The following is a 12,963-nucleotide window of genomic DNA, read 5'->3' as shown; positions in this document are numbered from 1 at the left end:
GGCACCGCCTGTGCGTGTCTATATCGCCGGCCCAATGACGGGCTTTGCCGAGTCGAACTACCCGGCGTTCCACGCTGCTGCGGCAAGACTGCGGGCGCTGGGCTACCACGTCGAGAATCCAGCGGAGAACCCGGCGCCAGCTTGCGGGTCGTGGCTCGGCTACATGCGGCTAGCGCTTGCGCAGCTCGTAACGTGCGATCACATCGCGCTGCTGCAAGGTTGGGAGAGGTCCAAGGGGGCAGGCGTCGAGTGGCGATTGGCTTGCGACCTAGGGTTGCCGGTTTCGATCATTGAGGAACTCTTGCATGGCGGCTGATCTTCAGCCCCAACCCTTCGGCGTCAAGTTTTCCGAGGCCATCGACAACCTCAAGGGCAAGCTGCCCGAGACGACCGTGGCGCACGACGACCTCGCTGGGCCAGTGCACGGGAAGGTCTTCACGGTGGCCGGTGCGACCAAGGCCGACCTGGTGCGCGATCTGCAGCGCTCTCTTGTGGGGGCACTGGAGAACGGCACGACCATCACCCAGTTCCGCAAAGACTTCGACCAAGCTGTGCAGGAGCATGGCTGGACGTACAAGGGCAAACGCGGTTGGCGCACCAGCGTGATCTTCGACACGAACATGCGCTCGTCTCACATGGCGGGCCGCTGGGCGCAGATTCAGGCCGGCAAAGCACGCCGGCCATACCTCCAGTACCGCACGGCGGGTGATGCCCGTGTCCGCCCGCAGCATCGGGCATGGAACGGAATGATCTACCCCGTGGACGACGCCTTTTGGCAGACACACTATCCGCCCAACGGCTGGGGCTGCCGGTGCACGGTGCGCGCCTACAGCCAGGCGGACCTTGACGACAAGGGGCTGGCCGTCGCACCGCCCTTCGAGGGCAAGACGCGCGAGGTGATCACGCGCGACGGGGAAATCAAGGACCGGGTGCCCGTGGGCATTGATCCTGGCTGGGACCACAACGTAGGGCAGAGCTGGATGTCACCCGAACTGGCCCTTGGTCAGAAGCTGGCCCGCCTGCCGCGCGAGCTGCAGGGCATCGTCGTAGACAAGACCATCACGCCGGCCTTTCAAACGGTGCTTTCCGACAATTTCAAGGCGTTTCGAGCGGGCGTTAAAGCCGCTTCAAAGCCGCAGGGCGCCAGCCAGATCGTGGGCTTTCTCGACAGTGCGATGCTCGACGGCCTGCGTACCGCCGCGCCAACGCTGAAGCTCGAATCCAGCGCCGTCGCGGTGTTGGACAACAAGACGCTTCACCTCGAAGGCACTCACAAGGCTGCGGCCAAGCCGTGGCAGCTCTGGCCCGAGGACTGGATCGACACGATGCCAGAAGCATTGCGCAACTATCGCGCGGTGCTTTGGGACTCGAAGAACAGCACGCTGGTGGTGATTCCGCAGGGCTCACTCGATCCGCGCGGCGCCGGGCTGGTGCCAAAGATGGTGCTGCGTCCGAACGTGCGCTCGAAGCAAGGCACTGCGCTGTCGGTCGTGAGCTTGGGGTCTTCGCCGGCCGCCGACTTGAAGAAGTCGGCGCAATACACGCTGCTGGTCGGGAAGCTCTAGAAGTGGGGGCCGGGAAGAGCGCTACATCTTCATAATCACGCTTGCTGCGTGGGGCGTGGAGCATTTCCAGTCCACCGGCTTGCGCGAAGTGTAGGTCGGGGCCGGCCTACTGGCAATTTTTGAGCACATGGCGGTCTGCATCTTGGGCAGTTCCCGGGCATTTTTCGGGCAAACCGGCCCCGCTTTTGGTCTGCTACTGGATCAAATCAAACGTTCGGCACTTGTGGCCGCCAAACTGGCCTAACTCATTGATCTATCGGCGTTTTTCGCCTTTTTCCGACCTGTTTTTGTCTGGATCAGATCAAACATCCCCCCCCTGATGCCTTGCAGCACGATCCGCTGCACGTTCTCCACCGTCTGCTCGAAGAACGCCGCATCGTCCAGCGTGTGCCCTGTCAGCGCCTGCACCTGCACCCCGAAATCCGCGTAGTGCTGCGTGACCGCCCACAGCGCGAAGATCAGGTGGTGCGGATCGACCGGCGCCAGCTTGCCGGCCTCGACCCACGCGCGAATCACTTCCGACTTCTTCTCCACCAGCGAGCGCAACTCGCGGTCGAGCTCATCGCGCAACAGCGGCGCGCCCTGGATCATTTCCAGGCAGAACAGCCGCGACGCATCGGGCCGGTCGCGCGACACCAGCAGCTTGCGCCGGATGTACCCACCGATGGCCTCGGCCGGGTCCTGTTCCGCGCTGAAGCCGCGCAGCGGTTCGAGCCACAGCGCCAGCAGGTCGCGCAGCACGTTGACGTACAGCTCTTCCTTGTTCGCGAAGTAGTAGAGCAGGTTGCTCTTCGACACATCGGCACGCGCCGCCACTTGGTCGATCGACGTGCCGTGCAGCCCGAAGCGCGAGAACAGCCCCAGCGCCGCGCCGAGGATCGCGCTGCGCTTGTCCTCGATCTGGCGCAAACGCCGGTTCACGGCCGACGCGCTGCGCACCGCCGGCTTGGCGCGCTTGCGCGGCACGGGTTTTTCAGTGTTGCTGCTGGCTGCGGCCAGCGCCTTGGTCTTCGGCATCTTCCCTCTCTCTGTTCCCTTGTCTTCGTCGTCATCGATCGATCGATCGATCGACCCATGGGCCTGCGGCGCACCACTGTAAGGCCACGGTGCATCGCCTTGCGTCGCAACCCCTGCAGCAAGCGCTCGTCGCGCACCATGCTGACGCGGCAAAAGCGATTTGTCCATTTGGTCCAACTGGCACAGACGTTGCATGGCGAAAGGCATGCCAACGCATGCATGAATGAAGACTGGTTGACCGAGGAATTCGCCATGACCCTGCTGTCCGTTCCCATCATCGATCTCGCGCCCTACTTCGACGGCACCGCCGAAGGCAAGTCGGCGGTCGCGAGACAGGTCGACGAGGCTTGCCGAAGCATCGGCTTCCTCGTCATCACCAACCACGGCATTGCGCCCGAGCTCATCGGCCGCGTGTCGTCGCTCTCGCGCAAGTTCTTCGACATGCCGCTGGCCGAGAAGCGCAAGGTCGACCGCCCGCGCGAAGACGCGGTGCGCGGCTACAGCGCGGTCGGCGAAGAGGGCCTGTCGTACAGCCTCGAAGAGGTGGCCCCCGGCGACCTGAAGGAATCGTTCTCCGTCGGCCCGTCGAACGTGCCCGACGACGACTACCACCGAGGCCCCGCCGCCGGCCCGCACTTCGAGCCCAACAGCTGGCCGCCCATCGACGGTTTCCGCGAAGCCTACGAGGGCTACTTCGAGGCCATGAGCGATCTTTCGCGCTCGCTGATGCGCATCTTCGCGCTCGGCCTCTCTTTGCCCGAGAGGTTCTTCGACGACAAGATCGACGAGCACATCAGCATGTTCCGCGTGCTGAGCTATCCGCCGCAGCGCGAGCAGCCGCTGCCGGGCCAGCTGCGTGCGGGCGCGCACAGCGACTACGGCAGCCTGACGATCGTGCTGCCCGACGACAAGGGCCTGCAGGTGTTCAACAAGGCCGGCCAGTGGGTCGACGTGCCGCAGGTCGAGGGCGGCCTGGTGGTCAACATCGCCGACCTGATGATGCAGTGGACCAACGACCAGTGGGTGTCGACGCTGCACCGCGTGATCAACCCGCCATTCGAGGTGGCGAGCACCAACCGCCGGCAGTCGCTGGTGTTTTTCCACCAGCCGAACTACGACGCGATGGTCGAGTGCCTGCCCAGTTGTCTTGCCCCTGGTGAGCAGGCCAAGTACGCGCCGATTTCTTCGGGCGATCACCTGACCTCCAAGTTCGTCAAGCAAACGACCTTCGGTGGCACCAAGGTCACGGCCTGATGAAGTCCCGCTTTTCGATTCGCCGCTGTCGGGAGCATTCAGGGCGCGACCACGCCGACGGGGTGCCTTGCTCCGCGAATGTCCTCCGGCCTGCGGCCTCCCCCTTTATTTCGCTGCGCAAGGCACCCCGCCAGCGTGATCGTCATTCAGAGCTGTCGTTGATCGAGCGGAACAAGCGCTGCGCCTGGCGTGCGGTGGGCATCGGGTGTCCCCCGCAGCGAAATAAAGGAGGAGGGCGAAGCCCGGGGGACATTCGCGGAGGGGGACACCCGGTGTCCGCCGCACGCGCCCTGAACACCGACAACTCGAAACGCACAGCAAGCACCTGATATGGCCCACCTCTCCTACGTCAACGTCTTCGCCAAAGACGTGGTCGCCCTCAGCGGCTTCTACCAGCGCGTGTTCGGTTTCCCGGAAATAGAAGCGATCCGCTCCCCGATCTTTCGCGGCCTGGACACCGGCAAGTCGAGCCTCGGCTTCAACGCGCTCGATGCCTACGAGCTGCTGCACCTGAGCGAGTTCTCCGACACGCGCGGCGTCAAGTTCCTGCTGAACATCGACGTCGACAGCCGGGCCGACGTCGAGCGCATGGTGCCCGTTGCGCTCGAGGCCGGCGCCACGCTCGTCAAGGCGCCGTACGTCACCTACTACAACTGGTACCAGTCGGTGCTGCTCGACCCCGAGGGCAACGTGTTCCGCATCAACTTCATGATGTGACGCGCGCTGCCGCCGCCCTTCTTCCCGTTCTCCCCATTCCCTTCTCCAAGCCTCTCCACAAAGGTAGTTCCATGCAGCAGCTGCGCACCCTCACTCCCGGCCTCGGCCTTGCGATGACCCTCGTGGCCGGCGGCGCGACCTTCACCGCGCTGCCCGCCGCGGCCGCCGACGGCTTCACGCTCAAGGACAAGCCGAAGATCGCGATGCTCTACTTCGGCCCGAAGAACGACGGCGGCTGGACCCAGGCCTTCGACGAAGCGCGCGTGAAGATCGAGAAGGAGATCGGCCAGAAGATCCAGTTCGTCGAGAACGTGCCCGAGGACGCGTCGGCCATCAAGCCCGCGGCGGAGAAGTTCATCCAGCGCGGCGCCAACATCGTCATCGGCACCGCCTTCGGCTACTCCGACAGCTTCAAGGACCTGGCCGCCAAGTACCCCAACGTCGCCTTCCTCAACGGCTCGGGCACCACCAACGGCAGCAACCTCGAATCGTTCTACGGCCGCACCTACGAAAGCCAGTACCTCTGCGGCATGGCGGCGGGGGCGGCGTCCAAGACCGGCAAGCTCGGCTTCGTGGCCGCCAACCCCTTCGGCGTGGTGAACTGGACCGTCAACGCCTTCGCGCTCGGCGCGCAGAAGATGAACCCCAACGCCACCGTCAACGTGATCTACACGGGCGCGTGGAACGACCCCGTCAAGGAGCGCGCGGCCGCCGCCGCGCTGATCGACCAGGGCGCCGACGTGATCGGCCAGCACGTCGACAGCCCCACGCCGCAGATCGTCGCGCAGGAGCGCGGCGTGTACGGCACCGGCCACCACCGCGACCTGCGCCAGTTCGCGCCCAAGGCCACGCTGTGCTCGTCGGTGTGGGTGTGGGACCGCTTCCTCGCGCCCGAGCTCAAGAAGATCATGGCCGGCAACTGGACGCCCTCGCCCTATGGCGCCTTCATCGAGATGAAGGACGGCGGCACCGACATCGCGGGCTTCGGCCCCGCCGTGCCCAAGGACAAGGCCGCGCTCATCACCGCCGAGCGCGACGCGATCATGAAGGGCAAGCAGGTCTACGCCGGCCCGCTGGCCGACCGCGACGGCAAGGAGCGCGTGGCCAAGGGCGCCGTGCTGTCCGACGCCGACCTGTGGAAGATGGACTGGTTCGTCAAGGGCGTGGTCACGCAGAAGTAAAGCGCAAGGACAGCAGGACCCCATGCCCAACGCGCTCGAACTCACCGGCATCCGCAAGTCCTTCGACGGCTTCGCGGCACTGACCGACGCCCACTTTGCCGCGCGCTGGGGCGAGGTGCACGCACTGCTGGGCGAGAACGGCGCGGGCAAGTCCTCGCTGATGAACATCGCGGCCGGGCTCTATGCGCCGGAAGCGGGGCAGCTGCTGGTGGACGACAACGCGGTGCGCTTCAGCGGGCCGCGCGATGCGGCCAGGCACCGCATCGGCATGGTCCACCAGCACTTCAAGCTGGTGCGGCCTTTCACGGTGGCGCAGAACATTTTGCTCACCGCGCCCGCGCCGGCCGAGTTCCAGAGCCATGGCGAGCGGCTGCGAGAAATCGAGCGCGACATCCGCAACAAGGCGTCGGAGCTGGGCTTCGACATCGATCCGTCGAAGCGCGTCGATGCGCTGTCGATTGCGGAGCAGCAGCGCGTCGAGATCCTCAAGGTGCTGCTCGCGGGTGCGCGCATCCTGATCCTGGACGAGCCCACGGCAGTGCTGACCGACCAGGAGGCCGCGCGCCTGCTGCAGACCGTGCAGGGGCTGGCGCGCAAGGGCGCGGCCGTGGTGCTGGTCACGCACAAGATGGCCGATGTGAAAACGTATGCAGACCGCGTGACGGTGATGCGCGGCGGGCGCACGGTGGCAACGCTGCAACCCGGCGAGGCGTCGGTCGCGCAGCTGGTGAAGCTCACGGTGGGCGAGTCGATCGCGGCCTCGGGCTTCCAGCCCGCGAAGACACGGCGCGGTGCCGTGCGCCTGACGGTGCGCGGGCTGCGCACGCCCGCGTCGCCCGAAGGCCGGCGCGTGCTCGACGGTGTCGACCTCGAACTGCATGCGGGTGAAATCTACGGCCTGGCCGGTGTCGGCGGCAACGGGCAGGGCGAGCTCGCGGGCGCGATCATGGGCCTGCCGGGCGAAACCACCGAAGGCGAGATCCGGCTCGAAGGCCACGGCGACCTGAAGACCATGGCCGCGTCCGCGCGGCGCGGCATCGGCATTGCCGCGATCCCGGCCGACCGCTACGGGCTCGCGCTCGCGGGTGGCTTGTCGGTTGCCGAGAACTACGCCATCGGCCGCGTCCACACCGGCCGCTACGGCCCCGTGTGGCGCCTGCGCCGTGGCCGCATCCAGGGCGACACGCAAGAGGCCGTGCGCGCCTTCGACGTGCAGGGCGTGCGCTCGGTCTCGCAGAAGGCCGCGCTGCTGTCGGGCGGCAACGCGCAGAAGCTGGTGCTGGCACGCGAGTTCGGCAAGTCGCCCACGCTGGTGCTCGCGCACAGCCCGAGCCGCGGCCTCGATGTGCGCGCCAGTGCCGAGGTGCATGCGCGGCTGCGCGCGGCACGCGACAGCGGCGCCGCCGTGCTGCTGATCAGCGAAGACCTGGACGAAGTCCTGCAACTCGCGGACCGCGTGGGCGTGATGACGCGCGGGCGCATCGCCGGCGAGTTCGCACAACCCGCCGACCGCCAGGCGATCGGGCAAGCGATGGTGGACCATGGTTGAAGCATCTCTCTCCGCAGACATGGCGCACGCACCAAAGACCGTCGCGGTAAAAACGCAGCCCCAGCAGCCGCTCGCGCGCCGCCGCTACGCGCTCGAGATCCGCCAGCACATGGCGTGGCGCTGGCAGGCGCTGATCCTCGCAGTCGCGATGCTGGTCGGCTTTGCCATCTCGGCCGCGATCCTCGTCGCGGCGGCGTGCCCGCCGACGAACTGGCCAACGAGTTCGTCACGCAGACCTTCTTCGACGGCCAGAACTTTCGCGCCGTGCTCTTCCAGGCCGCGCCGATGATCCTCGTCGGGCTGGCCGGCGCCATCGCGTTCCGCGCGCGCTTCTGGAACCTCGGGCTCGAAGGCCAGATGGTGTGGGGCGCCATCGGCGCGACCGCCGTCTCGATGTGGCAGGTCGGCCCCGAGAACCTGCGCCTGCCGCTGATGTTCATCGCCGCCGTCGGCTGCGGCCTGCTGTGGGTGCTGGGCCCCGCGTGGCTCAAGCTGAAGCTGGGCGTGAACGAGATCATCTCGACGCTGATGCTCAACTACATGGCGGCCAACTTCCTGCTGCACCTGGTGTACGGCAGCTGGAAGGACCCGAAGGACAACTTCCCCTACTCGCCGCAGTTCCGCGTGTTCGAACGGCTGCCCGAGCTGGGCGGCGGCGTGGGCAGCTCGATCCTGCTGGCGGGCGTGGTCGCGCTGCTGGCGTGGTGGCTGGTGAGCGTGAGCCGCGCGGGCCTGTACCTGCGTTTTGTCGACGCGAACCCGCGCGTGGCGCATGCCAATGGCGTGCCGGTGCGGCGCACCATCTACGGCGCGGTGCTGCTGTCGGGCGCGATGGCCGGGCTCGCGGGCTTCGCGGTGGTGGCGGGGCAGGAGGGGCGGCTCACGCAGGCCTTCTACCAGGGCTACGGCTTCTCGGGCATCCTCATTGCGTTTCTCGCGCGCAACAACCCGCTGGCGGCCACGGTGGTGGCGCTGCTGGTGGCGGCGCTGTTCGTCACCGGGCGCAGCCTGCAGGTGTTCTACCAGGTGCCGTTCTCGATGGTGCAGCTCATCCAGGCGGTGATCGTGGTGTGCGTGGCGTCGAGCGACTTCTTCATTCGCCACCGGCTGCGGCGCGTGGGCGGGGAGGCGGCGCGGTGAGCGGCAGTATTGTTTTGAACTGGCTTGCGAGCACACCGGACTTCGCGGTGCCCTACGCGCTGGCGGCGCTCGGCCTCATCATCTGCGAGCGCGCGGGCGTGCTCGCGCTCGGCGCCGAGGGGCTGATGCTGGTCGGCGCGCTCGCGGGCATCGGCGCGCAAATCGCCATCGGGCAGCCGGCGGTGTCGCTGGTGCTGGCCATGCTCGCGGCCAGCGTGGTGTCGATGCTGTTCGCGGTGATGGTGATCTGGCTGCGCGTGAACCAGGTGATCGCCGGGCTCGCGCTGGTGTTCTTCTGCCAGGGGCTCACGGCGCTGGTCGGCTCCATGGCCGACTGGACCAACCACGCGACCGAGGGCATCGGCGCGATGGGCCTGTGGCCGCTGTCGATGCTGCCGGGCGTGGGCAAGCTCTTCGCGCAGAACGCGATGGTGTGGCTCACGCTGCCGATCTTCGGCGCGGTGGCGTGGTTCTTCGCGCGCACGTCCACCGGCCTGCGGCTGCGTGCCGTGGGCGAGAACCCGCAGGCGGCCGATGCGGCCGGCATCCGCGTGACGGCATGGCGCTTCGCGGCGGTGCTCGCGGGCTCGGCGCTGGTGGGACTGGCGGGCGCGTACATCTCGGTGGTCAGCACCAAATTGTGGATCGCGGGCATGACCGGCGGCCGCGGCTGGATCGCGGTGGGCCTGGTGATCTTCGCGCGCTGGTCGCCGTGGAAGGCGCTGGTGGGCGCGCTGCTGTTCGGCTGCATCGAGGCGCTGATTCCCCAACTGGCCGCGGCCGGCGTGCAGCTGCCGCAGTACTTCGTGATGATGACGCCCTACGCGGTGACGCTCGGCGTGATGGTGTGGGTCGCGCTCTCGCGGCGCGGCGCCGACGAAGAGCCCGGCGCGCTGGGCCAACCCTATGTGCGGGAAGAACGGCGATGAAAGCCTGGGTCTACGACGAAGCGCGCGAACTCGACGCCGCGCAGTTCACCGACTACCTGAACCCGGCCACGACGGCGATGGTTTCCATCGACATGCATCGGGGCCACCTCGACGACGACCCCGACTGCCCCTGCCCCGCCCCGCGCGCCCGCGACGTGGTCGCGCCCATCGACGGCTTTCATGACGAGGCGCGCGCGCTGGGCGTGCGCATCGTACACATCAGGTCGGTGCTGCGGCCCGGCGGCGAGGACGACGTCAACGGCATTCCGGCCGCGTGGCGCCGCACCTTCCCGCTGCACGTGGGGCCGATTTCGAATGCCGGCGCGCATGCGATCGAAGGCTCGAAGTGGACCGAGTGGGTCACGCGCGTCGAGCCCGGCGACATGCGCGTGGACAGCAAGCGCCGGCTGTCGGCGTTCTACCCGACCGACCTCGATTTTCTGCTGCGCAACCAGCGCATCGAAACCGTGGTGCTCAACGGCGGCTTCACCGACTGCTGCGTGCTGAACACCGCCTTCGACGCCAACAACCACAACTACCGCGTGATCGTGCTGCGCGACCTGGTGCGCGGCACCGACCCGCACCTGGAAGGCGCGGCGCTCGCGATGGTATCGCTGCACCTCGGGCTGGTGATGGATTCGGCGGAGCTGCTGCGCCAGTGGCGCGGATAGGGCTGTTCTAGCCCGGCAGGCCGAGCCAGCGCCGCGCCACGGCCTCCATGTCGCCCTGCGCGGATTCCCACACCAGCTCGGGCGCGGCCACATGCACGCCCGGCGGCGCGATGCGCAGGGCAATGTCGACCAGTTCCGCCACCTTCGACGCGCGCACCGGCTGCTCGCTGCTGGGCACCATGAAGCGCACCACCGACAGCATCCACGCGGCCAGCCGCTCGGCCGGGTTCGCGAACTTCGCGTTGGCGGGCTTGCGCGCCGAGCGCACGAGGATCACGCGCTCGAAGCCGTTGGCCACCACCGCCTGCTCGTCGAGGCTGGCCAGCCCGCGCTTCAAGGCCTCTGGCAGCTTGCCCTGGTCGTGCGGCTGCACGATGGCCAGCGTCTGCACGCCGCAGGCACGCAGCCAGCGCGCGAGCGCGGGCAGGTCGGCCGGCTCGGGTGCCCACAGCGCGCGCTCGCGGTCGTGGTACATGCGCGGCGGGTCGAAGGCGATGATGGCCGTGTGGGCCGACGTGACCGGCCACTGCGCGAGCGGCTGGGTCGGGCTCAGGTAGGCCTCCACCCCGCGCAGCCCGTCGCGGATCGGCTCGCGCGCCAGCACGCGGGTGTGGGCATGGCGGTGGCTGCCCGCCAGCCGCCGCAGCAGCTCGGCCCCCAGCGCACCGGTCGCCCCCGCGATCAGCAGCGTGCCGAAGGCGGCGGAAGCAACGGGCAGTGCCGCGCGGTTCGCGGCCTGCAGGGCGTGGAGGGGGTCGAGGGCCATGGGGCATCTATGCTACCTTCCGCTCATTCTGCGGAGGTAATGCAAATGATGATGAAGCGCTGGTTCCTGATCCTTGCGGCGGTCGTGTCCCTGAGCGGGTGCGGCTACAACCAGTTCCAGTCCCTCGACGAGGCCAGCAAGTCGGCCTGGAGCGAGGTGCTCAACCAGTACCAGCGCCGTGCCGACCTGGTGCCCAACATCGTGGCCACCGTGAAGGGCGAGGCCTCCTTCGAGCAGGACACGCTCACCAAGGTGGTCGAGGCGCGCGCCAAGGCCACCTCGATCCAGGTCACGCCCGAGACGCTGAACAACCCCGAGGCCTTCGCCAAGTTCCAGCAGGCACAAGGCGAGCTGTCGTCGGCGCTGTCGCGGCTGATGGCGGTGTCGGAGCGCTACCCCGACCTCAAGGCCAACCAGGCCTTCCGCGACCTGCGCGTGACCCTGGAGGGCACCGAGAACCGCATCACCGTGGCGCGCAACCGCTACATCGAGACCGTGCAGGAGTACAACGTGCTCGCGCGCAGCTTCCCGACCAACATCACGGCCAAGATCTTCAGCTACGCGCCGAAGCCGACCTTCACAGTGCAGAACGAGGCGCAGATTTCGGTGCCGCCCACGGTCGATTTCAGCGCCCCGAAGAAGCAATAAGAAGGCGCGCCCGATGGCTGCCGCCGCACTGATGCTGCTCCGCCGCGCCCTGGCGGCCATCGTTCTCACGGCGTTGGCCCTGGCCGGACTGCCCGCGCTGGCGCAGCAGGGCCTGCTGCCGGTGCCCGCGCTCACCGCGCGCGTGATCGACCAGACCGGCACGCTCGACGGCGCGCAGCGCAGCGGCCTGGAAACCAGACTGGCCGCGTTCGAGCAGCGCAAGGGCTCGCAGATCGTGGTGCTGATGGTGCCGACCACCGCGCCCGAAGACATCGAGAGCTACACCCAGCGCGTGGGCGACACCTGGAAGATCGGGCGCAAGGGCGTGGGCGACGGCCTGCTGGTGGTCGTGGCCAAGGACGACCGGCGCATGCGCATCGCGCCCGCCAAGACGCTCGAGGGCGTGGTGCCCGACCTCGCGGCCAGCCGCATCATCGACGAGGAAATGAAGCCGCGCTTTCGCAACAACGACTTCGCGGGCGGGCTGAACGCGGCGGTCGACCGGATCATCGGGCTGGTCGACGGCGAGCCGCTGCCGGCGCCGGCGCGCGACACGGGCGGTGCTGGCCGCGGCGGCGGCGGTTTCGACTGGGAAAACCTCGCGATCTTCCTGTTCGTGGGCGTTTTCATCGGCGCGCCGGTCGCGCGCGCCGTGCTCGGCAAGAAGCTGGGCACGATGGCCGTCGGCGGCGGGGTGGGCGTGGTCGTGTTCTTCATCACCGCCAGCATCGCCATCGCGGTGATCGCCGGGCTGGTCGCGCTCGTGTTCTCGCTGGTCGCGGGCGCCGGTCGATCGGGTGGCGGTGGTGGTGGTTTCGGCGGCGGTGGTTTCGGCGGTGGCGGCGGCGGTGGTGGGGGCGGCTTCAGCTCCGGCGGTGGCGGCAACTTCGGCGGCGGCGGCGCCTCGGGCAACTGGTGAACACGATGACGACGACCGACGCAACCCTGTTCACCAAGCTCGGCCGCATCTGGCGCCATCGCTGGATCGACGAGTCCGAAGTGCGCCGCGCGCTGCCCGATGCGGTGATGGAACGACTCACGCGCCGCGTGGCCGCGAGCGAGCGCCGCCACAGCGGCGAGATCCGCATCTGCGTCGAGGCCGGCCTGCCGATGTCGTACCTGTGGCGCCACGCCTCGGTGCGCGAGCGCGCCGTGATGCTGTTCGGCAAGCTGCGCGTGTGGGACACCGCGCACAACAACGGCGTGCTGATCTACCTGCTGCTGGCCGAGCACGCGATCGAGATCGTGGCCGACCGGGGCATTCACGCGCACGTCGACGACGCGGCGTGGGCCGCGATGACGCAGCGCATGAGCGCGGCGTTTCGCGAAGGGCGCTTCGAGGACGGGCTCACGCAGGCGCTGGAAGAGATATCGGCGCTGCTGGTCGCGCACTTTCCGCTGGGTGAAGGCGAGGTCGACGTGAATGAATTGCCGGACGAGCCGGTCGTGCTCTGAGGTTTTGAATTTCTCCCTCCCTTCCGGGGGAGGGCAGGGGTGGGGGCCAGCGGCGCTCAGCGCTCACATTT

The 12,963-nt window shown here is 68.0% G+C and carries 15 protein-coding genes; 13 read left to right on the top strand and 2 right to left on the bottom strand.

Translation table 11 applies throughout. The features are described 5' to 3' along the window. The first annotated feature begins 10 nt into the window (after positions 1 to 10). Both BMG07_RS23745 and BMG07_RS23740 read left to right on the top strand, forming a co-directional pair. A complete protein-coding gene (locus BMG07_RS23745) occupies positions 11 to 316 on the top strand; it encodes a DUF4406 domain-containing protein (protein ID WP_307867059.1) in 306 nt (101 codons plus the stop codon). Next, on the top strand, positions 306 to 1,565 hold the full coding sequence (locus BMG07_RS23740; protein ID WP_198086613.1) for a phage minor head protein: 1,260 nt from the start codon (positions 306 to 308) through the stop codon (positions 1,563 to 1,565). The genes BMG07_RS23745 and BMG07_RS23740 overlap by 11 nt, the downstream gene beginning before the upstream one ends. Positions 1,566 to 1,805: 240 nt before the next feature. On the opposite strand, the gene rutR is transcribed toward BMG07_RS23740, so the two are convergent. Next, entirely contained in the window at positions 1,806 to 2,750 is a 945-nt protein-coding gene (gene rutR / locus BMG07_RS23735) for an HTH-type transcriptional regulator RutR (RefSeq protein WP_269759332.1), read from the bottom strand. An 84-nt stretch (positions 2,751 to 2,834) separates the two neighbouring features. Here rutR and BMG07_RS23730 point away from each other — a divergent pair, with 84 nt between their 5' ends. The 8 genes from BMG07_RS23730 (at position 2,835) to BMG07_RS23700 (ending at position 10,023) form a co-directional block, all read left to right on the top strand. Next, positions 2,835 to 3,836, top strand: a complete 1,002-nt coding sequence (locus BMG07_RS23730) for an isopenicillin N synthase family oxygenase (protein WP_198086612.1) — start codon at positions 2,835 to 2,837, stop codon at positions 3,834 to 3,836. Positions 3,837 to 4,166: 330 nt separating this feature from the next. After that, positions 4,167 to 4,553, top strand: a complete 387-nt coding sequence (locus BMG07_RS23725; protein ID WP_198086611.1) for a VOC family protein — start codon at positions 4,167 to 4,169, stop codon at positions 4,551 to 4,553. A gap of 71 nt (positions 4,554 to 4,624) precedes the next feature. Beyond that, the gene (locus tag BMG07_RS23720) at positions 4,625 to 5,734 is read left to right on the top strand and encodes a BMP family ABC transporter substrate-binding protein (RefSeq protein ID WP_198086610.1); all 1,110 of its coding nucleotides are present in this window, start codon (positions 4,625 to 4,627) and stop codon (positions 5,732 to 5,734) included. A gap of 22 nt (positions 5,735 to 5,756) precedes the next feature. Next, positions 5,757 to 7,283, top strand: coding sequence for an ABC transporter ATP-binding protein (locus tag BMG07_RS23715; RefSeq protein ID WP_198086609.1), 1,527 nt, complete (start codon positions 5,757 to 5,759; stop codon positions 7,281 to 7,283). Between the two features lie 19 nt (positions 7,284 to 7,302). Further along, the gene (locus tag BMG07_RS42685; RefSeq protein ID WP_269759331.1) at positions 7,303 to 7,572 is read left to right on the top strand and encodes a hypothetical protein; all 270 of its coding nucleotides are present in this window, start codon (positions 7,303 to 7,305) and stop codon (positions 7,570 to 7,572) included. After that, positions 7,479 to 8,423 (top strand): ABC transporter permease, encoded by a 945-nt coding sequence (locus BMG07_RS23710; RefSeq protein WP_307867058.1) that lies wholly within the window; start codon positions 7,479 to 7,481, stop codon positions 8,421 to 8,423. The genes BMG07_RS42685 and BMG07_RS23710 overlap by 94 nt, the downstream gene beginning before the upstream one ends. Beyond that, positions 8,420 to 9,352, top strand: coding sequence for an ABC transporter permease (locus BMG07_RS23705; protein WP_198086608.1), 933 nt, complete (start codon positions 8,420 to 8,422; stop codon positions 9,350 to 9,352). Before BMG07_RS23710 ends, BMG07_RS23705 begins: the two co-directional genes overlap by 4 nt. Then, complete coding sequence (locus BMG07_RS23700) at positions 9,349 to 10,023, top strand: cysteine hydrolase family protein (protein WP_198086607.1); 675 nt, start codon at positions 9,349 to 9,351, stop codon at positions 10,021 to 10,023. Before BMG07_RS23705 ends, BMG07_RS23700 begins: the two co-directional genes overlap by 4 nt. Before the next feature lie 7 nt (positions 10,024 to 10,030). Here the strand turns inward: BMG07_RS23700 and BMG07_RS23695 are convergent, their stop codons facing one another. Further along, a complete protein-coding gene (locus tag BMG07_RS23695; protein ID WP_198086606.1) occupies positions 10,031 to 10,789 on the bottom strand; it encodes a hypothetical protein in 759 nt (252 codons plus the stop codon). A gap of 45 nt (positions 10,790 to 10,834) precedes the next feature. On the opposite strand from BMG07_RS23695, the gene BMG07_RS23690 reads away from it, so the two are divergent. The 3 genes from BMG07_RS23690 to BMG07_RS23680 are packed head-to-tail and all read left to right on the top strand — an operon-like array spanning position 10,835 to position 12,892. Further along, entirely contained in the window at positions 10,835 to 11,437 is a 603-nt protein-coding gene (locus BMG07_RS23690) for a LemA family protein (RefSeq protein ID WP_198086605.1), read from the top strand. 13 nt (positions 11,438 to 11,450) lie between these two features. Continuing rightward, positions 11,451 to 12,356: a YgcG family protein gene (locus BMG07_RS23685; RefSeq protein WP_198086604.1), complete on the top strand. Its 906-nt coding sequence runs from the start codon at positions 11,451 to 11,453 to the stop codon at positions 12,354 to 12,356. A 5-nt stretch (positions 12,357 to 12,361) separates the two neighbouring features. Then, positions 12,362 to 12,892, top strand: a complete 531-nt coding sequence (locus BMG07_RS23680; protein WP_198086603.1) for a TPM domain-containing protein — start codon at positions 12,362 to 12,364, stop codon at positions 12,890 to 12,892. Positions 12,893 to 12,963 lie beyond the last annotated feature (71 nt).

The sequence above is a fragment of the Variovorax sp. E3 genome (genome assembly GCF_016082275.1).
GTDB lineage: Bacteria > Pseudomonadota > Gammaproteobacteria > Burkholderiales > Burkholderiaceae_C > Variovorax.
The sequence above is the reverse complement of the archived record's forward strand: the minus strand, read 5'-3'. Positions and strand labels throughout refer to the sequence as shown.